General features: G+C 57.3%; 25 protein-coding genes and 2 pseudogenes. 8 read left to right on the top strand and 19 right to left on the bottom strand.

Annotated features, from left to right (window positions below):
- Positions 1–157: 157 nt before the first annotated feature.
- The gene (locus JYG34_RS25460; RefSeq protein WP_213658869.1) at positions 158–1,093 is read left to right on the top strand and encodes a hypothetical protein; all 936 of its coding nucleotides are present in this window, start codon (positions 158–160) and stop codon (positions 1,091–1,093) included.
- Here the strand turns inward: JYG34_RS25460 and JYG34_RS25455 are convergent.
- The 8 genes from JYG34_RS25455 to JYG34_RS25425 all read right to left on the bottom strand — a co-directional run bounded on the left by JYG34_RS25455 (position 1,077) and on the right by JYG34_RS25425 (position 8,694).
- On the bottom strand, positions 1,077–2,828 hold the full coding sequence (locus JYG34_RS25455) for a hypothetical protein (protein WP_213658868.1): 1,752 nt from the start codon (positions 2,826–2,828) through the stop codon (positions 1,077–1,079). The genes JYG34_RS25460 and JYG34_RS25455 overlap by 17 nt on opposite strands.
- A gap of 115 nt (positions 2,829–2,943) precedes the next feature.
- Complete coding sequence (locus JYG34_RS25450) at positions 2,944–3,501, bottom strand: DUF6037 family protein (RefSeq protein WP_033964373.1); 558 nt, start codon at positions 3,499–3,501, stop codon at positions 2,944–2,946.
- A gap of 49 nt (positions 3,502–3,550) precedes the next feature.
- Positions 3,551–3,733, bottom strand: coding sequence for a DUF6527 family protein (locus JYG34_RS26410; protein ID WP_235583236.1), 183 nt, complete (start codon positions 3,731–3,733; stop codon positions 3,551–3,553).
- 161 nt (positions 3,734–3,894) lie between these two features.
- A complete protein-coding gene (locus tag JYG34_RS25445) occupies positions 3,895–5,271 on the bottom strand; it encodes a ThiF family adenylyltransferase (protein ID WP_213658867.1) in 1,377 nt (458 codons plus the stop codon).
- Positions 5,268–6,359, bottom strand: coding sequence for a multiubiquitin domain-containing protein (locus JYG34_RS25440; protein ID WP_203649022.1), 1,092 nt, complete (start codon positions 6,357–6,359; stop codon positions 5,268–5,270). The genes JYG34_RS25445 and JYG34_RS25440 overlap by 4 nt, the downstream gene beginning before the upstream one ends.
- Before the next feature lie 240 nt (positions 6,360–6,599).
- On the bottom strand, positions 6,600–6,929 hold the full coding sequence (locus tag JYG34_RS26800; protein WP_033964382.1) for a DUF1508 domain-containing protein: 330 nt from the start codon (positions 6,927–6,929) through the stop codon (positions 6,600–6,602).
- 110 nt (positions 6,930–7,039) lie between these two features.
- Positions 7,040–7,603 carry a MarR family transcriptional regulator gene (locus JYG34_RS25430; protein WP_033964384.1) on the bottom strand — a complete coding sequence of 188 codons (564 nt, stop codon included), beginning with the start codon at positions 7,601–7,603 and terminating at the stop codon, positions 7,040–7,042.
- 20 nt (positions 7,604–7,623) lie between these two features.
- A complete protein-coding gene (locus JYG34_RS25425; RefSeq protein ID WP_249746201.1) occupies positions 7,624–8,694 on the bottom strand; it encodes an ATPase in 1,071 nt (356 codons plus the stop codon).
- A 712-nt stretch (positions 8,695–9,406) separates the two neighbouring features.
- On the opposite strand from JYG34_RS25425, the gene JYG34_RS25420 reads away from it, so the two are divergent.
- From JYG34_RS25420 to JYG34_RS25410, 3 genes are all read left to right on the top strand, one after another.
- A complete protein-coding gene (locus JYG34_RS25420; protein WP_213658865.1) occupies positions 9,407–11,218 on the top strand; it encodes an ATP-dependent nuclease in 1,812 nt (603 codons plus the stop codon).
- Between the two features lie 3 nt (positions 11,219–11,221).
- On the top strand, positions 11,222–12,940 hold the full coding sequence (locus JYG34_RS25415) for a UvrD-helicase domain-containing protein (protein ID WP_203649018.1): 1,719 nt from the start codon (positions 11,222–11,224) through the stop codon (positions 12,938–12,940).
- A gap of 450 nt (positions 12,941–13,390) precedes the next feature.
- Positions 13,391–13,945, top strand: coding sequence for a hypothetical protein (locus JYG34_RS25410; RefSeq protein ID WP_213658864.1), 555 nt, complete (start codon positions 13,391–13,393; stop codon positions 13,943–13,945).
- Between the two features lie 281 nt (positions 13,946–14,226).
- On the opposite strand, the gene JYG34_RS25405 is transcribed toward JYG34_RS25410, so the two are convergent.
- From JYG34_RS25405 to JYG34_RS25395, 3 genes and pseudogenes are all read right to left on the bottom strand, one after another.
- Entirely contained in the window at positions 14,227–14,508 is a 282-nt protein-coding gene (locus JYG34_RS25405; protein WP_203649012.1) for a hypothetical protein, read from the bottom strand.
- Entirely contained in the window at positions 14,505–14,906 is a 402-nt protein-coding gene (locus tag JYG34_RS25400) for a hypothetical protein (protein WP_213658863.1), read from the bottom strand. Before JYG34_RS25400 ends, JYG34_RS25405 begins: the two co-directional genes overlap by 4 nt.
- Before the next feature lie 196 nt (positions 14,907–15,102).
- A pseudogene (locus JYG34_RS25395) lies at positions 15,103–15,317 on the bottom strand (transposase); the annotation flags it as partial.
- A 237-nt stretch (positions 15,318–15,554) separates the two neighbouring features.
- On the opposite strand from JYG34_RS25395, the gene JYG34_RS25390 reads away from it, so the two are divergent.
- Positions 15,555–16,238 (top strand): VRR-NUC domain-containing protein, encoded by a 684-nt coding sequence (locus JYG34_RS25390; RefSeq protein ID WP_213658862.1) that lies wholly within the window; start codon positions 15,555–15,557, stop codon positions 16,236–16,238.
- Positions 16,239–16,335: 97 nt separating this feature from the next.
- Here the strand turns inward: JYG34_RS25390 and JYG34_RS25385 are convergent, their stop codons facing one another.
- Positions 16,336–16,620, bottom strand: a complete 285-nt coding sequence (locus JYG34_RS25385) for a hypothetical protein (protein ID WP_201720850.1) — start codon at positions 16,618–16,620, stop codon at positions 16,336–16,338.
- Positions 16,621–16,790: 170 nt separating this feature from the next.
- A pseudogene (locus JYG34_RS25380) lies at positions 16,791–17,642 on the bottom strand (YifB family Mg chelatase-like AAA ATPase); the annotation flags it as partial.
- Between the two features lie 228 nt (positions 17,643–17,870).
- On the opposite strand from JYG34_RS25380, the gene JYG34_RS25375 reads away from it, so the two are divergent.
- Complete coding sequence (locus JYG34_RS25375) at positions 17,871–18,137, top strand: type II toxin-antitoxin system RelB/DinJ family antitoxin (protein ID WP_213658860.1); 267 nt, start codon at positions 17,871–17,873, stop codon at positions 18,135–18,137.
- Between the two features lie 8 nt (positions 18,138–18,145).
- Here the strand turns inward: JYG34_RS25375 and JYG34_RS25370 are convergent, their stop codons facing one another.
- The 6 genes from JYG34_RS25370 to JYG34_RS25345 all read right to left on the bottom strand — a co-directional run bounded on the left by JYG34_RS25370 (position 18,146) and on the right by JYG34_RS25345 (position 23,292).
- Positions 18,146–18,418 carry a type II toxin-antitoxin system RelE/ParE family toxin gene (locus JYG34_RS25370; RefSeq protein ID WP_213658859.1) on the bottom strand — a complete coding sequence of 91 codons (273 nt, stop codon included), beginning with the start codon at positions 18,416–18,418 and terminating at the stop codon, positions 18,146–18,148.
- A gap of 101 nt (positions 18,419–18,519) precedes the next feature.
- Entirely contained in the window at positions 18,520–18,915 is a 396-nt protein-coding gene (locus JYG34_RS25365) for an SLOG family protein (protein WP_213658858.1), read from the bottom strand.
- A gap of 9 nt (positions 18,916–18,924) precedes the next feature.
- Complete coding sequence (mgtA, locus tag JYG34_RS25360; RefSeq protein WP_213658857.1) at positions 18,925–21,636, bottom strand: magnesium-translocating P-type ATPase; 2,712 nt, start codon at positions 21,634–21,636, stop codon at positions 18,925–18,927.
- Between the two features lie 311 nt (positions 21,637–21,947).
- Positions 21,948–22,154 carry a hypothetical protein gene (locus JYG34_RS25355; protein WP_213658856.1) on the bottom strand — a complete coding sequence of 69 codons (207 nt, stop codon included), beginning with the start codon at positions 22,152–22,154 and terminating at the stop codon, positions 21,948–21,950.
- Between the two features lie 421 nt (positions 22,155–22,575).
- On the bottom strand, positions 22,576–23,004 hold the full coding sequence (locus JYG34_RS25350) for a TOBE domain-containing protein (protein ID WP_213658855.1): 429 nt from the start codon (positions 23,002–23,004) through the stop codon (positions 22,576–22,578).
- Between the two features lie 24 nt (positions 23,005–23,028).
- Complete coding sequence (locus JYG34_RS25345) at positions 23,029–23,292, bottom strand: accessory factor UbiK family protein (protein WP_213658854.1); 264 nt, start codon at positions 23,290–23,292, stop codon at positions 23,029–23,031.
- Between the two features lie 406 nt (positions 23,293–23,698).
- On the opposite strand from JYG34_RS25345, the gene glnK reads away from it, so the two are divergent.
- Positions 23,699–24,037: a P-II family nitrogen regulator gene (gene glnK, locus JYG34_RS25340; RefSeq protein ID WP_002555808.1), complete on the top strand. Its 339-nt coding sequence runs from the start codon at positions 23,699–23,701 to the stop codon at positions 24,035–24,037.
- A 48-nt stretch (positions 24,038–24,085) separates the two neighbouring features.
- Positions 24,086–25,420: an ammonium transporter gene (locus JYG34_RS25335; RefSeq protein ID WP_213658853.1), complete on the top strand. Its 1,335-nt coding sequence runs from the start codon at positions 24,086–24,088 to the stop codon at positions 25,418–25,420.
- The last annotated feature ends 115 nt before the right edge of the window (positions 25,421–25,535 follow it).

Below are 25,535 nucleotides of genomic sequence, written 5' to 3'. Positions count from 1 at the left end.
AGGGCGCCGCAGCTGCAACAAGTGTCGAGAGCCGGCGAAAGCCACATGCGCGAGTTGCCGGCGCCACCGAGTGCTGATCACGGATGCTGACGGCATATCACGATGCAAGATTTGTATCACTGAAGGTGAGCGCAAATGTGGAACCTGTGGAGGCGAGATGCCGGCCGGTCGCGGGCAGTGCTGTGAAAGCTGTACTTGGACGGCCGTGTTCGCTAAGCGCTCTACGCAGAACTCGGCAGGCTTCAGCAGTCCGCGCATTCAGCAGCATTTCGAAGCATTTTCGCAGTGGCTTCTGAACCGAAGTGGCCCACACAAAGCCGCATTGAGCATCAATCAGCACTACCGATTTTTTGCGCAGATGGATGCTCTTTGGGGTGACGTTCCAACATACGACATGCTGTTGAAGCATATCGGCGCAGCAGGGCTACGTAAGGCCGAGAACCCTATGCGTTGGCTTCAGGGGATTGGTGCTGTAACGGTAAGCGATGAAGCGCGTGAAGCGAACACGGAGCGGCGTCGGCTGTTGGAGATGTTGTCGGTTTTGCCCGACTTTTGGTCCAACCAGTTGTTGCATGGGTATCACGACTATCTAGCTGTGCGGGTTGAGAGCAAGGAGACAGATTTGCGCTCGATGCGGCTAGCTATGCACGCGGCACTCAATTTTCTCAAGCTTGCAGCGTTGGCACCTCAAGCGCTACCGACGCAGAAAACAATCGAAGCTTTCTGGCGGAGTTCGCCAGGACAGGTAGCGGCGGTCTCGGGATTCGTGGGCTACCTCAATAAGACGCGTAACACCTCCATAAAGGCCCGTCCTGAGAAACGATGGCTTGAGCAAGCCAGGAAACATAAGGCCGAGCGCGAATTGGTGGATCTCCTGAAGAGCGATGATCAAGACCTGACTGAGACAGTCTGGATCGTCAAGGGAATGGCTTATTTTCACGAGATCTATCGGGCCAATAGGAAGAAGCTCGTGTACCAGAAGGAGAGCTTCAACGGTATGGCCGGTTTCGCGGTTGAGCATGAAGGGGAAACTCTATGGATTCCCTCAGCGAACACCTATCGTAGTGAGCGAGATATCAAACAGTTTCTGTGAAATCAATGCCTGCCTGAGCGAGAGTCTTAAGCAGCGCGGTGCGATAGCGCACATATGGGTCTTTAATGTGATGTGTGATAAGCAGGGCATCCTCTGGGAATTGATCCATCATGCCTTTAAATACCCCCTTGTTCTTTATGATCTTGGTCATTACAGATTTTACGAAGTTCTTAAATGCTTCGGGGTCAATGGTGTGCGCTCTAAACAAAACTCCGGAATAACCCCTAGGGTCATGAACCTGATCACTAGCTTCCTGGCGCTCTATCTCAAAGCAATAAAAAGTTTGGTTGTCGATAATCAAGCGCAGTACCATGAGGCCGCGGCACCGTTTGTCATCCCAATTGATGCTTCGGTAAAGGTGAATCCAGTTGCGTGCGCCCTTTGAAAGACCATTAGGGTCGAACAGATTAATAATAGGTGGGGAAGAAACTCCAAATCCATTAGAAGCGTGCCAGCTCAGATCTTTGAACTGCTTAGGGTTGTCCCGCTTGATTGAGAGAAAAGCGTTCCAGATATCTAATAAGAAACCATGAGACTCTAATGCCACATCGGACACGTGCTCTGACTTCCCGACATTTTTGCCAGTGCCGGTACCATCACCGCTGGAAAAGGTATCAGCCTTGGAAGGACCAGGCCCACGCCAACCCCTCTTCGTTTGATTGATATATTTTAATATTTTTACATTCCGTTCTGGGCCTAGGGTTCCAAAGGGCCGTAGATTCACTACGATTTTTTCGGCTTGGGCGTCTGGGGGTACATGGGACTCTTCGTTTACAGGTTCGCCGTCCTTTGGGAGCCTAGTGGGTTGAGGTATAATAGTGCGGCCGCCAGCTTCTCCGTTAGTGTTGTCAAATTCATCCCGGAAAAGCTCAATCCTTGGGCCTGCAGGATTGGATGATTTACACAGATCTAGGCACAAAAACGTATTCCCTTCATTAATCCATCGTCCACGACAGAGAAGTTTACCTCTGCCCTCGAACCAGGGCCTTACCTCTGGAAATACTTTTCCACCCGGAGCCGAAGAAGTGAAATTACTGTTCAGTCGGCGGACTTCATTATGTGTGAAATTGTCGTATAGCAAATGCGCCAAGAATACGGCTTCAGAATCTGGGATGTTTCTCTTGGGCTTAATAAGCCACCGATAGGCATCGGGGGTTTTGCATTCGAACAAGGCTGAAAGTACCTCGTCGAATAGTAGGGTGCATATGGATCTGCATATTATCATGTTGTGTGCGTATGCTCGCACGAAGTATTCTGTGCATGGGACTAGAAGGTTTTTGTTGTCAGGTAATCTAAAGTTGATTAGCTTGCTGGACCAGCAGCGCAGCGGAAGCTCATATTCGGCATCATGAAATATATGGCCTTGCCCTGTTTTCCTAAGCTCATTTCGAGATGTGATGCCGTAACCTTTAGGTGAAAAATTTACATTGAACTCTTCTTGGGCCATGCCTGTGTCGGATACGCACTCTCCGTCGCTCCAGACACTTCCTAGTTGGTAATGAGGCAGCGCGGCAAGAGGAATGATTGCACTGGTAATTGAGCCAGGGACATCGCCATAGAGCGTTTTAAATATCACCTCGACTTCCGGGATTGACCTTTCACCCTGGCGATTATTGCGTATGAAGCTATACCACCAAACGATATTCTCTCCCTTGAAATTAGCCACTGAGCTGTGCGGGTGCCGAATATCAGGGCGTTTGTATTTGAATTCGGTTCGTGTGATGGGGGCCTTCAATGCGTGTTGCTCCCTGCAACGTAAGCCAGCGCTGGCTGGGTGTGGCTGACGCGAGTGATGCTGGGAGCTCGCTTGTTTTATCGAGCTCTCACTCTTGATTTTTGAGCGTTCTAAATTATCTCCAGGCCCTGCCCAGATCAATTGCGCTCCACCTGGAGGACGCCCGGTTCTTGATGCTGAATTCACGTGCTTGTGGCCCCAATAGCTTCATTGTCTTCTCCAGGTTTTCGATTCGGGGGCCTCTTTCCGTCCAGTAGATCCATGCGTCGAAAAATGGGCGATCTCTTTCTTCAAGATCGTGGCGAAGGTCCAAGATCGCTTGTGCGGTAGGTACGCGGGCTTGTTGGGCCTGGTGCGGCACAGCGAGGTCCAGAGCCTGAAAGAAACGTGAGGTACTGAAGCCTTGGGTTGATAGCCCATGGGTTTTGAGGACGCCCAGTAGCTCATTGAGGGTGTGCTTACTCAGATAGCTCGACAGATGAAAATCATCGGAGATCGGGAACAGGAAGAACCTGGGGTTGACTCCCCGTGAGGTCAGCGAGAGCTCGTAGTCCCCCCGCATGGAGAACAAGCAGTCAAAGCTGGCTGCTCCATTTGTGAAGAGAAATTTCTGCATATCGACATCCAGCGCTCGCATGCTGTGCGCCAGTCGTTCCAATCCATTCATGCGCATCAGGTTTTCCTCTCGTTGTGATTGGGTTCAGTCGTTCGGGTATAGCTGCTTAACGGCACCAATGGATACGGCCTTTCTTGAGCCAGAAATGTGAGCAGCAGCCGTTGTTCAGCCAGACAGAGGGGTGAAGCGAAGGGAGGCCATCAGCGTCGACCTTGTAGTCCCACCGCGGCTTGGCCTCATCGATAACCAGAAGCTCGATCGTTCGGCCGCACCCACAGGGGCACTGCATCCCGACACACCAGTCCTCGCTGCCATCCCTAGCTAAAACAATCGCGCGGATTGGCATTTCAGGGGGTAGGGAGTCCCCCTTGACGACTATGAGTCGCCGAGGGGGAAGCAAGTGATCAAACTTCAGAACGACTTTGCGTGCGAAGGTCTTGAACAAGCTCATCAAGCCGCTCCCAGGGCGGGAAGGCCCAGCAGAGGCTCAGCGTCACCTTGCGCAAGAGTAGGAGACTCGGACCGTGGGAGGTCGCGTTCGGCTTCGTACTCCTCGTAGCCCCCGGAGAGCGAAAACCGTATGCGTGCATACTTGTGGTTGGGGTCCTCACGGAAGGGGAAGGCTCGAGCGACGAACTCGTTCACGCATGCGCTAGCTGCCCGCATGTTTAAGGTAATAACGGACGGCGCCTCTTCCGGGATGCCCGAGATGTACCCCTGCTTTACCTGCTCACTGTGGGCCTTGGGGTCCGTGTTCTTCAGCTCCTCGGCACTCAGCGATTGAGCGGTGTAGACCTCTCTGGCGCAGAGCGTTGAGCCGCCTGGCTGAACGTAGTCAATCCGCCCCAGCACATCATGGATTCTCCGTATGCCCTTGTTGGACAAGCGAGTCGGGATAGTTACGCCGACATCGAACAGAGGGAGCAGGAAGCTCGAGGCCATAAGGTCGCAGATCAGCCTTCCCTGATGCGAGTCAACGCAGCAGAAGAGTACGTCGGCATCGGCCACAGCCAGTACAGCTTCCCTGCTCATCACCGTATCGTTGATGGCTTTGACGATGTTGGGACCGCGGATCCGTTCGACCGCATCTGCGAAAACGTCAACCTTGGGCCGGCAGTTCTCGGCGTCTTCAAGCGTGGAGTTGAGGATGCGGTTGAGGTTCTTGGATTCGACCTGGTCGTGGTCGATCAGAATCAGCCGGCCGAAGCCAAGTCGGGCAAGCTGTTCTGCCACAATTGAGCCCGTGCCCGACACGCCAACGACTGCTGCGGTAAGGTGACTGAGCCTGGAGGTCATACCAGAGGTGAAAGCCAATGGTGGTTGCTGATCAGAGCCGTTAGGGAACCAGTAACAAATGTCATCACCCGGGACAGTCACTATTTCGATGTTTTCGGGAGCCCCGCCGTTGTGGTAGAGCCGCGCCCGCATGGCCCCATTAGGCGTCATAATCGCTGAGCCGTGGATTGCTTCGACCCCTTGGTACAGCGACACCATCGTTCCCGAGTCACTGTCATCATCAACCTGGGAGAACTGGAACAATCCTCCTGGGTGAGAATGAACAAGGATGATCGAACGCTGTTGAGGGAGCGCTTGATCAATCGCTTGCTCGAGGTAATCGCCTGGCCAGGTGATCGCGTGGGGTTGTCTGAGCGCGCACTCCTCGTAGGGCACCAGAATCAGCTCCTTCGACAGGAGCTTGAGTGCGGCCCCTGGGGTGCGGGTACAGATGAGGATAGCGGCGGCCTCTTTACCGTCCCCCGGGAACAGGTGTTCCCGGAGTGCGGTATAGATCTCGGCCGTCACTACGAGGCGAGATCCGTTGTTCACTTGTCGACCTCCTTGTGGAGGCAGCCGTCGGCCATCGCCAACTGGGTCATGACGTTGTCGGTTGCTGGGTTCCACGCACGGTGGCGAGACCAACGCTGGAAGGGAACCCCGTCAACGTTTACCGTCGCTTCTGTTTGCGGTATCAGAGTGCCGTCAGCCATATGGACCGCTGGATACAGGTAGAACATGTCCATGGCCGTGCTGGGGTAGGTCGAGGGGATGCTCAGTGCCAGTTGAACGGCTTCTTCGGAGAAGCCGGGTGGCAGCTGGTATTCGTGGATCAGCAACCAACGACCACCGTCGGTGGACAACCGGGTTTCCCAGTGGTGGCCTACGGCGTTCAGGTGTTGCTCGTCGCGGTCAAGCAGCTTGAACTCGCGGCGAATCGGCTGAGCGGCCTCGCCGTTGCTCACGTCTTTTTGCGTCAGGCGCAGCTTCTCGATGCCTGCCGGGCGCAGGTCGATCTCGTCGTCGATGGTCAGAGCGCGCTTGGGCTGATCACGAACGATCAAGAAAATTTGCCAGTTATGGTTCGGGTCCAGGCTTGCGGCCGAGATGGCCTCACGTACCGTGATGACTGGTTTGGAGAAGTCGTAGTTCTCGCCCTGGATGTTCAGCTTCCAGATCGCCTTGCGGGTGATGAAGCGTTCGATACCAGCCTCATCCAAGTCAATGAGCTGGTTGTCTTCGACTTCCAGGTCGGCCTCTTCCTCCCGCTCCAACAGCAGGCGTTTAGCCGGGTCGACCTCGGCGAGCTTGCGGACGGTATGTCCGGAGATTTTTGCGCATGGCCACTCCAGGCGAGCTCCATCGACAGTCAGGATGTATTTGCGGTCGGACTCGATGACGATGAAGCGGTTTACGCCGTCCTGCAGCGTGACCAGTTCCTCAGGGCGGATATCTTCCTGAGCCCCCGAGTCGAGCAACTGCAGCACGATCGGCATCTGGTCAGGCTTGAAGCGAGCTGCAGCGGCGATCTGAGCACCGTTAACCTTGCGGTCATCGAGACGGACCTGGCGGAACTCCAGATCATGGCCTGCCACCTCAACGGTGAAAGGGGTTGGGTGACACGATTGATCATTTTGCATGGGTAAAACCTCTTTATTTTCCGCACACAGGCGGCTAGTTAGCTTCCTGGATGGAAGCCAGATTTAGCCGTAGAGGAGGAGAGTCCCAATCAGTTCTTGACTGGTGCGGAACACGCGGAGATACTCATGCTTCGTTTTTGAGGCATCTCGACTCAGACTTCGCGCAATGTGGCGTTGCGCTAGGTTTCTCACCTACGTTGTATCGTCCTTCTTTTAGGGCACTCTGTTTCTTCCTACCTCCTACTTCACGTCTGTGATCTGAGCAGCGGATGCGTACCGCTTCACTGTGTTTATGACTTTTTCTCTTTCCTCAGCCGAAGCGCATCTTGGTCCGTGGCTGATGGCCTTGTTGTTAGAAGCCCTTAGGCGGAACGAGAAACCCGATTCATCGTCCAATCTGCTGTAAAAACGATCATACGGCGAGTGCTCCCTGCACGATTCGATCCCGTTGATGCAATTGGCGAGGCTCTTGTGGGCTTCGCTACGTAGCATCACCTGGTTATCAGCTAGCACGAACTGGAAGTACCAGTCTCCTCCGTTCGGCCTGCGAACTTCGAACCTCGCTTTCATCGATGAGCTCCTTACTCCCCTGATCTCGTTCAGCGACCCTGTTTAACGCCGGCCAAAAAAAATGGAGGCATGCCAAAAGCATACCCCCATTTCTCGATAAAGCAACCCCTTTAAGCAGAATTGCCGATCACCTTGTACACGAATTCCTTACCTCCGCTGCCGGCGGACATTTCCACGCGGGTGATGAACCCTTCCTCGGACAGTCGCTTCAGGCGGGTGCTGGCGTTCTGAACGCTCATCTCAAGCGCTTGGGCAACCTGCGTCGTGGTAACCGAGTGATTGGACATGACCACATTGAGAAGAGGTAGGCTTGATGGTGAAGGTTCGGGGCCTACGAATCTACATTGACCGTTCACCCAGCATGTAACTCGGAAATCGCCAGATATTGCGGCACCCTCAAGGTTTGCGATGATGTCTTCATCAGCTAAGTCGCAGATATAAAAGGAGATTTTCTTAGCGTACTGTTTAAAGGTGAATATAAGTGACTCACGAAGAAAAGAAACATCGGCTCCATCAATATTCTTGAGGGATATGCCAATTGTTTTGGCGCCAACTAACTTGGCAATAGAGTCCAACAATTGAGCATGAGCCTTCCTACCCCTAAATGTGCCGTAAGGGTTGCTGCTTCCGTCCGTGAAGTCGCGAAGGGCGATTATGTAAGTTTTCTCGTTCATGGTTTGAGTTTAACCAGAATCTATTTATCTGTCAAGTTGAATTCAAATACTATGTGAGTACCTAAAAGCCTAGGTAATCCTAAGCGCCAGCTATGTTTATACAAGTCTGGTTTTTCATAGGTTAGCTCAACGGAAAAGTCTTCCTGTCTAATGCTGACCTTTGCATTAAGGCTTTCAGCATAACCTGAACTTTTATTTAAACCACTACCCCCACCACCTTTACCACGTTTGCTCAATCCGCCGTTGCGCATTGCATGGATGATAAGCTTGGCATTTGAGGCTTCAAGTGTTTCTGGGAACTGAGCTGCAACCTCTGGGTAGTGCTCGTCCAAGGCCGGTCTTAGTGTCGAGCAGATGCCTTTTCCAGAGTCAGAAACCACCGCGACGATACGCGGCGATCCTTTCCAGTTGTAGCTCTGAAGCCCAGCAAATCCGGGGATTATCGTCTCAGAATGCTCTTCCGCATTACCAATTAGCTCACCAAGCACTGTATGTAGCTTATTAGCGTGAAGTTCGCCAAAAGCTTCTATAAAACTGAACTTGAAGCGCTCGGGGACGTTCTCTTCGCCGCTAACCTCGATTGGTAGAAGCTCAACCAATCGCTTGTTGTTAGCTTTCAATCCTTCTGCATTGACGCTAGCGGGGCGACGGGGAAGAACTTTGACACTTTTGTCGAGGCGCTCGAAGAAAAAAGCTCTTCTAAGGTAGGACATTGCATCAGAGTTTTCGCTGAAGTCGAGCTCAACTAGTGATTTAACTTTTGCGAGCTGGTTGGCGAGTGCAAGGATCCTGGCTGCAGCACAAAAAAGCACCTTGCGTTCCTTTGGGATCTTCAAAATTATGTGACCGTGGCCACAGTCAAGAGGTGATCCATGTTTGGCCAGTGACCGCTCGAAATGCTCTTGCGTGATCCAAGTGCTGGCCGCAGAAAATTCGATTTGGAGGCGCGCGTCTTTCTTCAGTGACCAAGTAGAGTTCTCATCTTTTATGAACTCTCCAAGGTTGTCGTAGAGAAATTTCGTAACTTCCCTTCGCTCGACATTCAACAGCTTTGCGATTTCCCGAGCCTTTAGCTCTGGGGTACCACTCAAGATCTGGATAATCCTTTTCCGCATGGGTGTTCGCTTAGCTCGGAGTTGGTCAACTTTATTGAAGGATCCAATGCCATTTGGACCTTCCTGCCCCCGGCTCATGGTCGGGTGGGGGGCAGAATTATACAGGTAGACTGGTGAGGTCGAAACGCCATCAGTCGATTTTCTCGACCTTCGGCCTGATGTCGCCGACTTTGGACTACGGTTGCCGCAGCAGGTATCAGCTGGGCTGCCGCAGACTCTGGATGAGGCCAGTTGTTAAAGAGCGGATGGTTCGGGCTTGAGCATTCAGTCCTAGTGACGCTCTATCGAAAGCTGAAGTTCAATATTTTTCTACTGTATGCATGTACAGTACTCGTGCTTTTCTTGAATCGCAAGTCTTTTGCTCACTGAGTCGCGTAACCGAGTCAATCATGGCGATCACGCTACTGAATCTGATCCTAGTCCATGTTGCATCGCGCGGTCGGCACAGCCATTGATGGCTGGATCTGCCTAGATCCGCGCGTCTGAACTCCGCCTGGCAAGCAGCATCGGGAGGTCTAAGATGACCGATGTAGCAGGCCCTACGCGTACCGTCATCGCTCTGGGCAACTAGAGCATTGAGCTAGGGAGGGACCAGATCCTGTGAGGCATTTGGACCGTTTATCGACTAGTGTCTGATGGCTATTGGCCTCGACGTGCGAGGCTTACACGGGAGTGGGAGCAGACAGATATGCGGGTTGCACGACTTCAGATTGAGAATTTCCGAGGTATCAGGCGCGCGGACGTTTTGTTTCCTAAGCATGCCGTTATCGTTGGTGACAACAACATCGGTAAGTCGACACTGCTGGAGGCGATTGATCTGGTGCTGGGCCCTGAGCGGCTATCCCGTAGGCCTGTGATAGATGAGCACGATTTTTATGCGGGGGAGTATGTCGATCCGCAGGGGCAGCCAGTCCACATCACCATCGAAGCAGTGATCACTGACCTGAACCTGGATCAGGAAATGCGTTTTCGGGATCACATCGAATGGTGGGATAACGGTACGGGAGATCTGCTCGGGGGGCCGCCAGTAGAGAATACTGATGACCAGATGGTTCAGGCCTGTTTGCGCGTCGTTTTTGTCGGCAGATACGACGCTGATGAGGATGATTTCACTGGTACCACTTACTTCTGCTCGCCGATGAAACAGGATGGGTCTTACGATTTCTTCAGGACTGCCGATAAGCGTGTCTGTGGGTTTCTGTATCTGCGCACGATCCGAACCGGCAGTCGTGCGTTGAGCCTTGAGCGTGGCTCGCTCCTGGACATCATTTTGCGGTTACAGGACGACAAGAACTTCAAAATCTGGGAAGGGCTCTTGGTTGAGCTTCGACAGTTGCAGGTTGCAACTGATCCGGAGATCGGGATCAACGACATCTTGGCGAATGTGCAGGCCTCAATCCGCGGCTACATGCCCAGCGATGACGGCAGCGATCCACAAATGCGAGTCACGCAACTGACACGTGAGTCTCTGCGAAAAGCGTTAACTGTCTTCATGGTAACCGGTGCGCAGCGTAGTGATGGCGAAGCGCATGCAGCACCATTCCAGAGCCAAGGCACCGGTACTATCAACATGATGGTACTGGCACTTCTGTCACTGATCGCGGAGCTGAAGCAGAACGTGATTTTTGCGATGGAGGAGCCAGAGATAGCAATCCCGCCGCATATTCAAAAACGCATCATCAACGGTGTGCGCAGCAAGTCAGCCCAGGCGCTTTTTACCTCGCATTCGCCCTACGTACTCGAAGAATTCGAACCCGAGCAGGTCATCGTTATCAGCCGAAACGATGGGAAACTGAGTGCCATGCCTGCAGGGCTGCCGCCGGGCATCAAAGCAAAAATGTACCGGCAGGACATGCGGCTGCGTGTTTGTGAGGCCCTTCTGGCACGTCGGGTGCTGATTGCCGAAGGCCGGACGGAATACGATGCTTGGCCCGCCGTAGCGCGACTGCTTCATCAGCAGGAGCCGGAGTCTTTCATGCCGCTTGAGGCGTTGGGCATCCCAATCATCGATGCGACGACTGACTCGCTGATCGCTCCGATGGGGGCCTACTACCGCAAGCTCGGGAAGAAGGTCTATGCCGTTTTCGACGAGCAGGCACCCGAGCAATTGGAGGCTATTAGGGCGTCGGTCGACTACCCCTATCAAGCACCTGAGAAAGGTTTCGAGAACGTCGTTCTCAAAGGAGCCGATGAGGAAATGTTGCGTGGCTGGGTTGCGTCTTTGATCGACAGCGGTGCTTGGCCTTCAGACTTAAAGGACAAGGCCCCGGGCCCTGATGCCACGAAAGATGAGGTAGCAGCGATTCTAGGGGGGCTGCTAAAGCGCTGGAAAGGCGATGGAGCTGCTGCCAGCTTACTTTGTACCGCTATGACCCGACATCACCTCCCAGAATTCATTGTCAGCACCCTTGAGAGCATTACAGCCACAATTGTTCCCAAGAAGCCCGAGCCTGAACGTCCAGAACTGGATGATGACCTTCTCGATTTGGTCGGGCCTTAACAGATGATAGTGCTTGATCAGTCTCGACGGGATGTTATCGACTCTCCCAGCCATCTGGTCGTGATGGGGGGGCCTGGCTCAGGGAAAACCACAGTCGCATTGCTTAAAGCTGAAGCATTTCTAGGCCGACTAGACCTCACAGAGTACCAACAGGTGCTATTCCTGAGCTTCGCCAGAGCAACGGTCGCAAGGGTTGCGGAACAGGCCGGAAAGATGCTGCCGAAACTCGAGCAGGCTCGGCTTGAGGTCAACACCTACCATGGCTTCACGTGGAATTTACTGCGCAGCCATGGCTACTTACTCCGCAACGGGCGGCCCTTATCACTGCTTCCTCCGCCAGAGGCTGCAGCGCGATTGTCCACATTAAGTGCAGAACAGATAGCCTTGGAGAAAATCAGGCTGCTCGAGGAGGAGGGACTGTTGCACTTCGACCTGTTCGCCAGCAATGCTGCCATGTTGCTGGAGAGAAGCCAGTCGCTGCAGCGCATCTACGGCAACAGCTATCCACTTGTCATACTCGACGAGTTCCAGGACACGAACGAGGACGAGTGGCGTTTCATCCGCGCGCTGACTCGACATAGCCAGGTGCTGGCTTTGGCTGACCCGGAACAACGGATCTACGAATTTCGCGGTGCCAGTGCTAACAGGATTCAAGAGTTTGAAGAAGCTTACCGTCCCGCCTCCTTTTCTTTTGGAATGGAAAATCACCGGAGCACGGGGACCGACATCGTTCAGTTCGGCAACGACCTGCTGACAGGTGCCAACAAGCATCGAGCCTACACTGATGTGGCGGTGACGCCCTACGTCCCGCGTAAAGGGATGCTTCATCGGGCTTTCAAGTTTGCGGTTCTGACCGCTATAGGACGGTTGAATAGAGATGGACGTGATTGGTCGCTTGCTATTTTGGTGCCCAGCAAGAGCTTCATGGCTGAGGTTTCCGCGTACTTGTCGAGTGACTCAGATAGTTTGCCTAGACTTTCCCATGAAGTGGCGTTTGACCAAGAAGCTGCTGCGCTCTCTGCTACGGCGATCGCTGCGCTTCTCGAAGGTGGCGCGACTGCAGAGATCATTACTGAAAGGCTCCTAAGAAATTTATGTGCTCACCTGCGTGGCAGGAAAGGCGAGAAGGCCCCCAGTAAGCCACATCTGGAATTGGTGCTCGCTTTTGAGCAATTGTTCGGAGGTCAGACGCTTCGCAGGCTACCGCACAAGCGGATTCTCGCTGCCGTACAGACTATCGCGGTCCAGCGCCTTTATCTGCAACTGACTGGCGACCCTCAGGTCGATTGGATCGCCATGCGACAGCTGCTGGACTCAAGCACTGAGCAGGTTCTCAATCAGATCGGTATCGATGCTCGGTATGTCCGCTTGCTTGGGAAGGGATCCCTCCTTCGAAGCCGGTTGAGCGAACTATGGCGCTCAGCTGGAGGTTACCCAGGAGCAGAGGGGCTGGTCCGGGATGCCCTTGTTCAGGATCACTTCCAAGCGGTGACCAAGGACTGGAAGGGCCTCCATCTGATGACCATGCACAAGTCGAAAGGGAAAGAGTTCACAGAGGTCATATTGTACGAGGGGCTGATGAGGGGGCGATTTTTACAGGCAGGGGCAACCCCCGATCGCGTGCGTCAGGCCCGTTTAGCCATGCGTGTCGCGGTCACTCGTGCAATGAAAAAGGCGACAATACTGACCCCGAATGGGCGATTTCGCTGCCCGCTGCTTTGAGCGTTTGAAGGCATGCCAATTGGCGATCGTTGACCCAGTGCTTGCGGAAGATTTGTCTCGTTGCTGCCTATCGCTGGAGGCCACTTTGGGTAGGTAGCGCCATGTACAAAGGGCTGCTAATGCCATTTACGCGGCTATGAGCGTATGGACACTTTCCAGCAAGTGCTTTCGACCGAAAGCGAACGTTCATGAATGGCTACCATTGGCAAAAGAAGGTAACCGCTCTATAAACCCCAGACTCAAAGCATCCAGCTGATCCCGGATGCTGTGTCGTCTAACAGCCCGCGACTTGTAGGGTAAAGGGACTGAACCGAAGGCTTCTACACCTACTTGAGTCGTTGGCTCACATCGGCCAGGACATCGCTCATTTCCGGCGGACGCTCGCATACTCGAGTGATTAACTCACTTGCCTTGAGGGCAGCGAGATCTCAATAAAAAGGTGGCGCATTGATGTCGCGGCTCGATATTCTCAGAGTCCAATCCGCTGATTTTTATGGAGAAATTATGTCGTTGTCTGACTTCTGGTTGAGCGTAGTTGCTTCGATTGTCGCGGCCGTTCTGGTCATGCTCGCTGCCAAAATTACCTTGGAAAAATGGAAGAAGGTTGCGATTGGGATCGGAGCGCTGGCCATCGGCTGCACTATCGTCTCGTTCTTGATTTTCGCAGGACTGACTGTGACGAAAGAGTTCTCGGCTCATCAAGAGCGCTCCGCACTACAGGCGAAGATCGATGCTTACACCAGAGGTCACTATCCAGTGGAATACGACAAGGGATATCGCTTGGAGGTGACTAAGCTGGGCGAGCGGCCGCTTCTGGCTTTCATGTATCCAGAGGGAGTTGAGGCATCGCCAGCGATTCACCCATGGAGCAACGATACGTTCGCGTTCGAGATTGAGATTTTGCTGAACGACAACGGTTATCCCGGCACTCCGGCCTGGGCATATGAAATGAGGCCCATGACTCCAGAGCAAGTCAGCCACCTGATGCAAAGAAAGCTGGACTAAGTGTCACCGCTCTTGCCCCTGCTGTAGAGCCACTGGAGCACTGGAAGTAGCTCCTTTCTGGAGTGTAGTCAGGTCCGAGGAGGCCTTACGTATCCGAGCTTGGCCGGCTCCTGCAGGTCGGGCTTAGTCACACTAGTTTCGAATGATTCAAATTTGTTTCGGGGGCCGACAGACGTCACCGGAGTCTTGGGCAGGTCGCTCGCCAAGTATTGGGTTCAACCATAGTCATGTTCTCGTCACGAGATTACATCGCAGGCAATCGAGCCGGAATAGGATGCTCATCAGTAGCGGTACTCTTGCGGCGAGAGGCGTCCCTGGGGACCAAACAACAGCGTGGCAGTGAACTTTTCCAAATAGGCCACCGCTTCCTCTGGCGCGTGCTGCGTGAAATACGCCCGTTGCGCTGCGGGCAGTATGGCGCGGTGCGCCAGACAGGCTTTCACCATGTCTGCCAGCAGAGAACCGCGAACGTCGTAACGCGCATCCACTGTGTCTAGGACCGTGCGATAGCAGGAGTGGTAGGTCGATTGATGATCGACATGCCGTTGGCTATCACGACTCATCCCTGGCTTCCCGCCTGCCAGGAGGCCAGAAACTGCAGCACTCGCTCAACCTGGCCCTGACTGACCAGTTGCTCTGCGGTCTGCTGTTTGAAGGTCGGTAACGGCTCGAGGCGAAACCACGTGATCGCCCGCTCGATGGTAACGCCGCTCTCGTCTACGGCTAAGATCACACGCAGGACATCCGCGATATAGCGTTGCGTCGCTTCGGTATCGGATTCGCTGGCCGCTCCTTGTTTGCTGCGACGATAGGCTGCGACATGGCCGGCAAACACGGCTGGGCTAAGTCTAAAGATCTCAATATAGCGCTCAACCGAGTAGGGTGCCCCGGTCGTGGGACACAGGCAGTCAATCAGTTCGGCAGCCAACAGTGGCGCTGGCTGGAATGCTCCCTGGTTCATGGCTATTCCTCCTGCCACGTTTCGCTCACAGCATGCTCGCAAATCTACGAGAAACAAAGCTCCCGTTCGCTATCCCAGGTCACTTATGATTTCCTTTCCAATAAGTCTCCCAAAGCTGAGCGGAACCGGGGTCTTCCCAGTATTGGCGGAAAGGTGATTGTGGAAATCCAGCGCATCATCGGGCTGGGCGCCTCTCCACGACCTCGGTGCGACGCTTGATCTCGGCGTTCAAATGCTCCAGCGGATTGGTGCTGTGCAACTGCTGTCGCGGCACTTTGGAAAACGCCATGTGTGCCAGTACTTCGTCCTAGCAGCCGTCCATGAGCGTCGCGATCTTCGGGTATCTCTCTCGTAATTGATTAGCCACCAGCGCCATTGCTGATGACATTTCTGCTGGCTGTCCTGACAATACCGTCCGCAGCAGACGCTACGTTGGTGGTCGGGGGGAAAGTGTGCCGCGCCGATATTATCGGCAGCGTGGATTAGAAAGCCTGTCCTCCATATGATCCAAACCCAGGCCGTCGACCTGAACGGTCGCCAACTATGGCCTAGGGGCTGGTCAAGGCCGCCACACCACCGTCCCTGATCAGTCTATCCAGCCTGGGGCGAGCCGGTACCTTAATTACTCAGATGGAAGCGCGACCTGTCATGAAGGCACCCAAGGCAACTCTGGCTCAACAGTGTGAAGGGATCGGCTGGTCGATCACTGACCTAGTAGCACACAAGCACGACAAGCGCAGTTGGTCGATCAATGGTGGGCCAGCTGGACTGCCAGAAGAGGTTGTTGGCCAGACATACGCCACCGGCGGCGCGCGAGTGAGCTACTGTGAGGGCGGCTCTGTCTTGCTCCTGCTGAAGGCCGCAGCTCTGGAAACCCTGGCTAGGCTCAGCACCTTCAATGACCGAGACGACGCTATCGTCCGGTTCCTGGAGGCTCAGATGACCATCTTGGCCGGGCATACGGACGAGATTGTCGACACAGTTCGGTCAATCACACCAGATGGAGTGGCGCGCAATGTGCGCGAGCTGGCCACCAACGCCAGGCTCAGGACTTTCTTCCCGCGTGTACGTGCCGACTTCATGCTGGACCTGTACCGGCAGATGGGTAACGAGATGCTCGCCAAGATCCTGGAGGCCTTCTCGGCCGCACCTTACGACTACCGGGCAGGTTGGCCTGATTTGATCGTGCTCGGCGATGATGCGATCAAGTTTGTCGAGGTGAAGACCAATGACCGGCTGCTCGATACGCAGGTACGGTTCGCAACCGGGATCGGGAATCCGATGGGCTTTGACTGTGGAGTTGTGCGCCTTACTGCGATCAAGGGCGCCTAGCGCTGAGACTGCTACCGGTCAGCTATGACTGTCGGGAGGTGCAACCCCTTACTTCAGCTAGGAAGCAGAAGTGAGGGATTGCAGGTGCAGCGATCGGTTAGGCTGGGCTAGGAACTGCGCGAGTGCTCGCCTTTTCCTTGCGCTGCCTCTCCAGGCAGCGATTAACCGCCTCCGTAATAGGCGTATCGCCCTTTTTCACTGCGCTCATGTACATAACCGCAGCAGCGGCCTGCATTACGGATTGAGCAGAGCCTGGGTTTGCCATGTCCTTGACCATTTCTAGGACAATTTCAGCGTCGGTCACGCCATTTTTTTCTGCGCGTCCAAGAGCTTTGAACTCTTTTCTCGCGCGGGTTTGCTGCGTTTGAATCGGATTTTTCATGGTACAACCCTTTCGGTGGTTAGGACTCGGGATTGAGACCTAGCCTGAATATATGCAGGGCAGGGTGAGTATTTTCAATTGGATCCAGCAGCCGGTTTCTGCTCAGCCGGGGTACCGGGATGGTCCATCCAGTCGCATTAATTTCGAAAAAATCGCATTTATTTCGAAATCCGACAGCCACCGCCGACCAGCGCCGGGCCGGACGCGGAATGGTGCGGATGGCGAAATGGCCGTTGTGGCCAGCTGTCGAGCGGGGCATGGCCGCTGACCGAACGGATGGCCGCGACCTCCAGCGCTTCGCGCTCGTCCAGCGGAGGCAGCAGGCCGGGCAGGCGGCTGGCAAGCAAGGTCTTGCCGGTGCCGGGCGGGCCGGTGAACAGCAGGTTATGTCCCCCGGCAGCGGCTACCAGGAGGGCACGCTTGGCGGCGACCTGGCCCTGGACTTCGCTCAGGTCCGGGTAGGGCCGTTGTTCCAGCAGCAAGCCGTTGGCCGCATAGGGCGGCAGGGGCAGTTGCCCGCTCAGGTGGGCGACCAGTTCCTGCAAGGTGCCCACGGCATACACCACCAACCCGCTGGCCAGGCTGGCCTCTTCAGCGTTCTCCCTGGGTACCACCAGCGCGCGGCCGGCATCGCGCGCGGCGAGGGCCGCGGGCAACACCCCCTGTACTGGCCGCAACGCCCCGGACAACGCCAGCTCGCCCAGGCATTCGATGTCATCGAGGGTGGCCACCGGCACCTGGCCGTTGGCGGCGAGGATGCCCAGGGCGATGGCCAGGTCGTAGCGCCCGCCGTCCTTGGGCAAGTCGGCGGGGGCGAGGCTCTGGGTGATGCGCCGGGCCGGATAATCCAGCCCCGAGTTGACGATGGCGCTGCGCACCCGGTCCTTGCTCTCCTTGACCGTAGCCTCCGGCAGGCCGACCAGGGTGAGGGTGGGCAGGCCGTTGGCCAGGTGGGTCTCGACGCTGACAGGTGGCGCCAGCACGCCGACCTGGGCGCGGCTGTGGACGAGGGCGAGGGACATGGGTGCTCCGTGCTTGCTTGATATGAGGCCGCATCCTGCGGCTCGGCAAAGCTTAGTGATGCTCCTGACGTTGATGCGCAAAAGAGTGCATCGGGGTTTTTCCGCCCTACGACCAGGCGTATCCATCTTCCAGCAGCCTGAATATCTTTTAACCATTTCGGCTGGACAGATGTCTGTTGAGGAACAAAAATGTGGCCACGTTGTGGCTACAAAGTGTTCGGAGGATCCATGGCCCATACAGAAGTCGTACGCACGCGAATCGACAGCGAACTGAAGATCAACGCGACAAAGATCCTTGAGGAAATGGGCATCACCGTTTCCCAGGCGATTCGGATGATGCTGGTCCAGGTTGTGCAGACCAAGGCGCTCCCGTTCGAGGTCAAGGCGATGACCCTGAATGATCGGGCCCGGCAAGTGATGGAGACCCAGGATCGTGAGCAGATCGTGCAAGCGCATGAGAGCGCCGAAACGCTGTTCAAAGACCTGGGAATTTGAGTCGCAGGCTATTCGAACAGGTAGCGATGCGGGCCAGTCTGCTCCAGGGTGATGCTCCTCGCTTGGGTGTCACACTTGTAGATCAACCACCAGTCAAAACTGATCAGGCAGCACCAACGTCCTGGAGCGCCGACCAACTGTCCATCGCAATGCCTGGGATGTAGTGGAAGCTGTCTTTCCAAAGACCGGACAACCACCTTGAAGGCGGTGATGTCCGGTTTTTTTGCAAGCTGCAGCTGGAAGTCGATAACGAATTGCGGCGTGGTCAGGATCTTGAACATGGAGGGCTCCCTGCCGGTTGAGCGCCGGGAGCTTGCGATGATGCGGACACTCCAGGTTCGCTTGAGGGCCGCGTCCTGCGGCCCGGCAAAGCTTAGTGATGTCAGTCGCGCCGCAGCGGCAAAGAGTGCATCGAAGTTTGTCCAGCCAGCGGCCGCCCAGCGCAGACCACGGCAATTCCAGCCCCCCGGGCCCGGGCCAGCAGCTCCTCGGTGTCATCCCCGCCGGGCAGCGCCAGCACCGCATCCGGCCGGCTGTCACGCAACATGAAGACATTGCGCAAGCGTTCGGCCAACTTGCCATGCAGTTGCCAGTTGGGCGGATAGCGGACGATATCGGCGCCATGCTCGCGCGCCCAGGCTTCGATATCGCCCCCCAGGTGCTGGCTGCCGCCGTGGATCAGCACGCGGATCGGCTGCTGGCGCTGGAGGTCGTCCAGCGCCTGGCGGCAGCGGCGGCTGTCGGCGTAGTTGCGCCCCGCGCAGATCAGTACTCGCATGGCCACCCCTCAGAACCATTGGCCGAAGCGGCGGATGTACAGGGTCTTCATGGTCTGCGCGACCAGGCAGTAGCCCAGCAGGGTCGCGGCCAGCCAAGGGAAATACTCCCACGGCAGCGGCACCAGCCCGACCATCGCCCCCAGCGGCGAGAACGGAATGTAGATGCCCAGGCACATCACCAGCCCTGTCGCCAGGATCACTGGCAGCGCCGCAGTGCTCTGGAAGAACGGCACCTTGCGGGTGCGCAGCATGTGCACCACCAGCGTCTGCGACAACAGCCCCTCGACGAACCAGCCGGACTGGAACAGCGCCTGCATCTCCACGCTGTTGGCGGCGAACACGTACCACATCAGGGCGAAGGTGGTGATGTCGAAGATCGACGAAGTCGGCCCGATCCACAGCATGAAGCGGCCGATATTGCGCGCATCCCACTTGCGCGGCTCGCGCAGGAACTGCTTGTCCATGCGGTCCCACGGCAGCGACAGCTGGGAGAAGTCGTACATCAGGTTCTGCAGCAGCAGGTGGATCGCCAGCATCGGCATGAACGGGATGAAGGCGCTGGCCACCAGCACCGAGAACACGTTGCCGAAGTTGGAGCTGGCGGTCATGCACAGGTACTTCATGATGTTGCCGAAGGTTTCCCGGCCTTTGAGCACGCCTTCCTCCAGCACCATCAGACTCTTTTCCAGGAGGATGATGTCGGCCGATTCCTTGGCGATATCGGTGCCGCTGTCCACCGAAATACCGACGTCGGCATCCCGCAGGGCCGGGGCGTCGTTGATGCCGTCGCCGAGGAAGCCCACGGTGTGACCGTTGGCTTGCAGCGCCTTGAGCACCCGCGACTTCTGCAGTGGGGTGAGCTTGGCGAACACCGTGCGCTCCTCGACCAGTACCTTGAGCTGGGTGTCGTCGAGGCGCTCGATGTCCTGGCCGAGCAGCGGCTGGCCGGGTTCCAGGCCCACTTCGCGGCAGACCTTGCAGGTGACCACCGGGTTGTCGCCGGTGAGTACCTTCACTTTCACGCCCATCTCACGCAGGGCGGCGATAGCCGGGCCGGCGGTTTCCTTGGGTGGGTCGAGGAAGGTCAGGAAGCCGCGGATCACCAACTCGCGCTCGTCGTCGGTGTGGTACTGGGCCTTGCCTTCGGCGGCGGGAATCTCGCGGGTACCGACCAGCAGCACGCGGAAGCCTTCCTGGTTGAAGGTGGCGGCGGTGGCGAGCAACTGCTGGCGCAGGGCGTCATCGAGCACGAAGCGCTGGCCGTCCTGCTCCACGTGGGTGGCGATGGCCAGCACCTCTTCGACCGCGCCTTTGCTCACCAACAGATGATCGCCCAGGGCGTCCTTGACGATCACCGACAGGCGACGGCGGATGAAGTCGAAGGGCAGCTCGTCGACCTTGGCATAGGCGTAGGGCGGCTGGAAGCTGCCGTTCTCACCGGCGAAGCGCAGCACGGCCTGGTCCATCAGGTTCTTCACGCCGCTCTGGTGATGGCTGTTGAGCCAGGCCAGTTCGAGCAGGCGCGGGTCGGTGCGGCCGCTGGGGTCGACGTGGTGCTCGAGGATGATCCGGTCCTGTGTGAGGGTGCCGGTCTTGTCGGTGCACAGCACATCCATCGAGCCGAAGTTCTGGATGGCGTTCAGGCGCTTGACCACCACTTTGCGCCGGGCCATGGCCACGGCGCCCTTGGCCAGGTTGGCGCTGACGATCATCGGCAGCATTTCCGGGGTGAGCCCCACGGCCACGGCCAGGGCGAACAGGAAGGCGTCGCTCCAGTCGCCCTTGACCACGCCATTGAGCATGAACACCACCGGCACCATCACCAGCATGAAGCGGATCAGCAGGCGGCTGACGCTGTTCACCCCGCGGTCGAAGGCGGTCTGGCTGCGCGAGCCGGCGATGGCCTTGGCCAGCGAGCCGAAATAGGTGCGCTTGCCGGTGGCCACCACCACGGCGCGGGCCCGGCCGCTGACCACGTTGGTGCCCATGAAGCCAATGTTGGGCAGGTCGAGCACGTTGCCTTCAGCGCTGGCGCTGTCACCGGCGGACTTCTGCGCGACGTGGCCCAGGGTGTCGTACTTCTCCACCGGCAAGGCTTCGCCAGTGAGCACGGCCTGGCTGATGAACAGGTCGCGGGATTCGATCAGGCGGATGTCGGCGGGAATCATGTCGCCGGCGCTGAGCTGCACGATGTCACCGGCCACCAGTTCGTTCATCGGCACTTCACGCAGGCGCGGGGCCTGGTCGTGGCGTTCGCGGCGCAGCACGGTGGCGGTAGTGCGGACCATGGCTTTGAGGGCTTCGGCGGCTTTGTTCGAACGGTATTCCTGCCAGAAGCGCAGCAGGCCGCTGACGCTGACCATGGTCATGATGATGATGACCTTGGTCAGGTCGGCATCTTCCACTTCGCCTGCGCGCAGGGGCAGCCAGTAGTCGGTGACGAAACTGATCCCGGCCAGGGTCAGCAATACATAGATGAAGGGGTTGTGCAGGGCCTTGAGCAGTTGCACCAGGGCCGGTTCAGGTTTGTCGTGGGCGACCTCGTTGGCCCCGTCGCGCTGCAGGCGCTTGCTGGCTTCGTGCTCGGTCAGGCCCAGTTCGCTGGCGTCGAGGTTGGCGAGGGTGACGGCCAGGCCGTTGCGCGCCTCACGGGCGGCATACGTGGAGAGGCGGGCGTCTGCGCCGGCTTTGCTCGTGGTGTTGCGGTCTTTTACGGTCATTTGGCTGTGCTCCTGCCGCAGGAGGCGGCACGACACACAGTCGACTCACTGTTGGGCGGGTGAGTGAACGTGTCTCGGGCCGCGATCATTCGATCGATGGAAAACGTGGTTTTTCCGACGTTTACGTGTTCGCTGGCGAATGCCGGAAATAAGATCGGCAGCGAACTTTCTACTGGCTGATTCCATGGTCTTTTTGAAACCTCGAATAAATGTCAGGCAATAAGAATCCTGCGAACTTTTAATATTTAAAGTTCGTGAAAGCCTGACGTTTGATGTGTCGTCAGTTCAGGGTCAGGAATGCATCGCGCCGGTCAGCAGAAGCACAGGCGGGGGCGCCATCGACTGGGTGGTTCCTGGGTGTCTTCGGTGTGCCAGTGCAGGCGCAGGGTAGGGCTGCCGGGCTGGGGCAGCCAAATGGCACGCAGCCGTGGAGCGGGCGCGCGGGGCGGGGACAGGTACGGCAAGGCCTTGCGCGCCGGGGCGTGCAGGCGATCGCGGATAACGGTGATGAAGTTCATGAGCTTGCCTCCGACCGGGCGGGCACCCGGGGCGGCAAGCGACGGCGGAGCAATCAGGCTCTGGCGCGGCTTGCCCGACCTTGGGGGCGGGCCCGGAGTTCCGGTTCAAGTGCCTGGCAGGCATAAGCGGCCAGGCAGCGACTAGATACTGTGTCCATTGACGTCTTCGTGAGTTGAAATAAAGGCCCGCTTTTTGGGCGGGTGAACTTTATGCAAAGCATAGCGGGCAAGTCAACCGGGGAGGTGAAACTTAAATAAGTTTCATCTGGTTGGTTCAGGGAATATTTGGTTTTGCATGAGTTGGCTGTAGGAGCGGCTTTAGCCGCGATGCAGGCATCGCGGTGTGTGCCACCCGCTTCGCGGGTGATCGCGGCTGAAGCCGCTCCTACAGAGGCCACGCAAGATCAGTGGCCCGTGGTCATCAGGCCTTGGCGCCGAGGATGATGTGCGAGGCCTTGATCAGCGCGGTGGCTTTTACGCCTGGCTTGAGGCCGAGCTCCTGCACCGCTTCACGGGTGACGATGGCATAGACCTCGGTACCACCGGACAGCTTCAGGACCACCTCGGCGTTCACCGCGCCGTCGCCGACTCGCACCACTTCGCCTTCCAGGCTGTTGCGCGCCGACAGTTTGTAGCCGGCGGCGTCGGTCATCAGTACCACCCAGGGGGCCTTCACCAGCGCCACGGCCTGCTTGCCGACATTGATGCTGAGGTTGTGCAGGCTGGCCATGGTCACCACCGCGACCAGTTTCTCGCCACCGGCGAGGATCAGCTCGACTTCGGCGTTGACCGCGCCTGGTTGGACTGCACTGACCTTACCTTCGAAGACATTGCGGGCACTGACTTTCATGGGAAACGCTCCGTGTATCGATTGTTATTCCGCGCTGGGCGGCGCCATCCGTGCTTCCAGCTCGGCGACCTGCTTCTCCAAGGCTTCCAGCCGAGCGCGGGTGCGGGCCAGCACCACCATTTGACTGTCGAACTCTTCGCGGCTGACCAGGTCGAGCTTGCTGAAGGCGCCCTGCATCAGCACCTTGAACTGGCTTTCCAGTTCGGCGCGAGGCGCAGCGGTGTCGCCGCTGAAAAGGCGCGAGGCCTGGTCGCTCAGGGCATCGAGAAAGGCTTTGGGCGCGAGCATGTTGGCTATCCGCTGATCACTGAAAGGGCAGCAGTGTAGCACGCTGCCCTGGCCCGCTTGCGCTGCACGCTTTTCGCGCAGGGCGGCCAAAGGTCGCGCACCGATTTTGTGCGCTTTTTCGCTGCTGGCGATTGGCCAATCCCTGCCTGTTCGCGCAACTGCCTGTTTTTTCGTCACTTGCGCCAACTGGCAAGGTTTCTGCAGTGACCTGATCGAGCCATGCACTGATGCAGTCCCTTGTGACCAGGCAGTGCGCAGGCGGAGCCGGAGGGTTCTTCGTCACAGCCGGATCGTGCGTCGGCGGGGAGGATGGAGCCGACGACGCGTTACAAAGCCAGGCGCTGCGCTTAGACTTGAGTCGGGTTTGTTTTCCTGGGGCAAGTCCACCAAATCGGGAGAGAGTTTCATGAAGCTAGTCACTGCCATCATCAAGCCGTTCAAGCTGGACGACGTGCGCGAGTCGCTGTCGGAAATCGGCGTGCAAGGCATCACCGTCACCGAAGTCAAAGGCTTCGGTCGTCAGAAGGGTCACACCGAGCTGTACCGCGGCGCCGAATACGTGGTCGATTTCCTGCCCAAGGTGAAGATCGATGTGGCCATCGACGACAAGGACCTTGATCGGGTGATCGAGGCCATCACCAAGGCGGCCAACACCGGCAAGATCGGCGACGGCAAGATCTTCGTGGTCAACCTGGAGCAAGCGATCCGCATCCGTACCGGCGAAACCGATACCGACGCGATCTAAGCGCCAGAACAACGCCTCACCAAACCCAACGCCCCAGGAGAAAACAACATGACTCTGCGCAAGATCGCAGGGCTAGGAGCCCTATTGTCCCTCGTAATGCCAGGGCTGGCCCTGGCCGAGGAAACGGCCGCCCCGGTGCTGAACTCCGGCGACACCGCCTGGATGCTCACCTCGACGGCGCTGGTCCTGTTCATGACCATCCCGGGCCTGGCCCTGTTCTACGGCGGCATGGTGCGCTCGAAGAACGTGCTGTCGGTGATGATGCAGTGCTTCGCCATCACCGGGCTGATCAGCATCCTGTGGGTCATCTATGGCTACAGCCTCGCCTTCGATACCGCGGGTATGGAAAAGGGCGTGCTCAACTTCAATTCCTTCATCGGTGGTTTCTCCAAGGCCTTCCTCAGCGGCGTCACGCCGTCGGGCCTGACTTCGGCCACCGCGCTGTTCCCTGAAGCGGTGTTCATCACCTTCCAGATGACTTTCGCCATCATCACCCCGGCACTGATCGTCGGTGCCTTCGCCGAACGCATGAAATTCTCGGCGATGCTGATCTTCATGGGCGTATGGTTCACCGTGGTCTACGCGCCGATCGCGCACATGGTCTGGAGCGGTGACGGCGCGCTGATGTGGGACTGGGGCGTGCTCGACTTCGCTGGCGGCACCGTGGTGCACATCAACGCCGGTATCGCCGGCCTGGTCTGCTGCCTGGTGCTGGGCAAGCGCAAGGGCTACCCCACCACACCGATGGCCCCGCACAACCTGGGCTACACCCTGATGGGCGCAGCCATGCTGTGGATCGGCTGGTTCGGCTTCAACGCCGGGTCCGCCGCCGCCGCCAACGGCACCGCCGGCATGGCCATGCTGGTAACCCAGATCGCCACCGCCGCCGCCGCGCTGGGCTGGATGTTCGCCGAGTGGATCTTCCACGGCAAACCCAGCGCGCTGGGCATCGCCTCGGGCGTGGTCGCCGGCCTGGTCGCCATCACCCCGGCCGCCGGCACCGTCGGCCCGATGGGCGCCCTGGTGATCGGCCTGGTGTCCGGCATCGTCTGCTACTTCTGCGCCACCAGCCTCAAGCGCAAGCTGGGCTATGACGACTCCCTCGACGCCTTCGGCGTGCACGGTATCGGCGGCATCATCGGCGCGCTGCTCACCGGTGTGTTCGCAGCGCCGGCCCTGGGTGGCTTCGGTGCGGTCACCGACATCGCCGCGCAGTTCTGGATCCAGGCCAAGGGCGTGATCTTCACCGTGGTCTACACCGCCATCGCCACCTACGTGATCCTCAAGGTGCTCGATCTGGTGATGGGCCTGCGGGTCAGCGAAGAAGAAGAGTCGGTCGGTCTCGACCTGGCTCAGCACAACGAGCGCGGCTACAACCTGTAACCGCCACGCTGGAAAACTTGCCCGGTTCGCCGGGCATTTTTTTGCCTGTAGTTTGCTGCTTTACACGATGCAAACGGTTTACCCCACCTGTTCGCGACCTGGGCAGAAATCTTAC

The sequence above is a fragment of the Pseudomonas entomophila genome (assembly GCF_018417595.1).
Taxonomy (GTDB): domain Bacteria; phylum Pseudomonadota; class Gammaproteobacteria; order Pseudomonadales; family Pseudomonadaceae; genus Aquipseudomonas; species Aquipseudomonas entomophila_C.
The sequence above is the reverse complement of the archived record's forward strand: the minus strand, read 5'-3'. Positions and strand labels throughout refer to the sequence as shown.

What these genes read in the sequence shown, in the direction of transcription:
- JYG34_RS25460 (WP_213658869.1), top strand. Translation starts at nt 158, where the DNA reads ATGCCGGCCGGTCGCGGGCAGTGCTGTGAAAGCTGTACTTGGACGGCC.
- JYG34_RS25450 (WP_033964373.1), bottom strand. Translation starts at nt 3,501, where the DNA reads ATGCGCATGAATGGATTGGAACGACTGGCGCACAGCATGCGAGCGCTG.
- JYG34_RS26410 (WP_235583236.1), bottom strand. Translation starts at nt 3,733, where the DNA reads ATGCAGTGCCCCTGTGGGTGCGGCCGAACGATCGAGCTTCTGGTTATC.
- JYG34_RS25440 (WP_203649022.1), bottom strand. Translation starts at nt 6,359, where the DNA reads ATGCAAAATGATCAATCGTGTCACCCAACCCCTTTCACCGTTGAGGTG.
- JYG34_RS26800 (WP_033964382.1), bottom strand. Translation starts at nt 6,929, where the DNA reads ATGAAAGCGAGGTTCGAAGTTCGCAGGCCGAACGGAGGAGACTGGTAC.
- JYG34_RS25430 (WP_033964384.1), bottom strand. Translation starts at nt 7,603, where the DNA reads ATGAACGAGAAAACTTACATAATCGCCCTTCGCGACTTCACGGACGGA.
- JYG34_RS25420 (WP_213658865.1), top strand. Translation starts at nt 9,407, where the DNA reads ATGCGGGTTGCACGACTTCAGATTGAGAATTTCCGAGGTATCAGGCGC.
- JYG34_RS25415 (WP_203649018.1), top strand. Translation starts at nt 11,222, where the DNA reads ATGATAGTGCTTGATCAGTCTCGACGGGATGTTATCGACTCTCCCAGC.
- JYG34_RS25410 (WP_213658864.1), top strand. Translation starts at nt 13,391, where the DNA reads ATGTCGCGGCTCGATATTCTCAGAGTCCAATCCGCTGATTTTTATGGA.
- JYG34_RS25405 (WP_203649012.1), bottom strand. Translation starts at nt 14,508, where the DNA reads ATGAGTCGTGATAGCCAACGGCATGTCGATCATCAATCGACCTACCAC.
- JYG34_RS25400 (WP_213658863.1), bottom strand. Translation starts at nt 14,906, where the DNA reads ATGAACCAGGGAGCATTCCAGCCAGCGCCACTGTTGGCTGCCGAACTG.
- JYG34_RS25390 (WP_213658862.1), top strand. Translation starts at nt 15,555, where the DNA reads ATGAAGGCACCCAAGGCAACTCTGGCTCAACAGTGTGAAGGGATCGGC.
- JYG34_RS25385 (WP_201720850.1), bottom strand. Translation starts at nt 16,620, where the DNA reads ATGAAAAATCCGATTCAAACGCAGCAAACCCGCGCGAGAAAAGAGTTC.
- JYG34_RS25375 (WP_213658860.1), top strand. Translation starts at nt 17,871, where the DNA reads ATGGCCCATACAGAAGTCGTACGCACGCGAATCGACAGCGAACTGAAG.
- JYG34_RS25370 (WP_213658859.1), bottom strand. Translation starts at nt 18,418, where the DNA reads ATGTTCAAGATCCTGACCACGCCGCAATTCGTTATCGACTTCCAGCTG.
- JYG34_RS25365 (WP_213658858.1), bottom strand. Translation starts at nt 18,915, where the DNA reads ATGCGAGTACTGATCTGCGCGGGGCGCAACTACGCCGACAGCCGCCGC.
- mgtA (WP_213658857.1), bottom strand. Translation starts at nt 21,636, where the DNA reads ATGACCGTAAAAGACCGCAACACCACGAGCAAAGCCGGCGCAGACGCC.
- JYG34_RS25355 (WP_213658856.1), bottom strand. Translation starts at nt 22,154, where the DNA reads ATGAACTTCATCACCGTTATCCGCGATCGCCTGCACGCCCCGGCGCGC.
- JYG34_RS25350 (WP_213658855.1), bottom strand. Translation starts at nt 23,004, where the DNA reads ATGAAAGTCAGTGCCCGCAATGTCTTCGAAGGTAAGGTCAGTGCAGTC.
- JYG34_RS25345 (WP_213658854.1), bottom strand. Translation starts at nt 23,292, where the DNA reads ATGCTCGCGCCCAAAGCCTTTCTCGATGCCCTGAGCGACCAGGCCTCG.
- glnK (WP_002555808.1), top strand. Translation starts at nt 23,699, where the DNA reads ATGAAGCTAGTCACTGCCATCATCAAGCCGTTCAAGCTGGACGACGTG.
- JYG34_RS25335 (WP_213658853.1), top strand. Translation starts at nt 24,086, where the DNA reads ATGACTCTGCGCAAGATCGCAGGGCTAGGAGCCCTATTGTCCCTCGTA.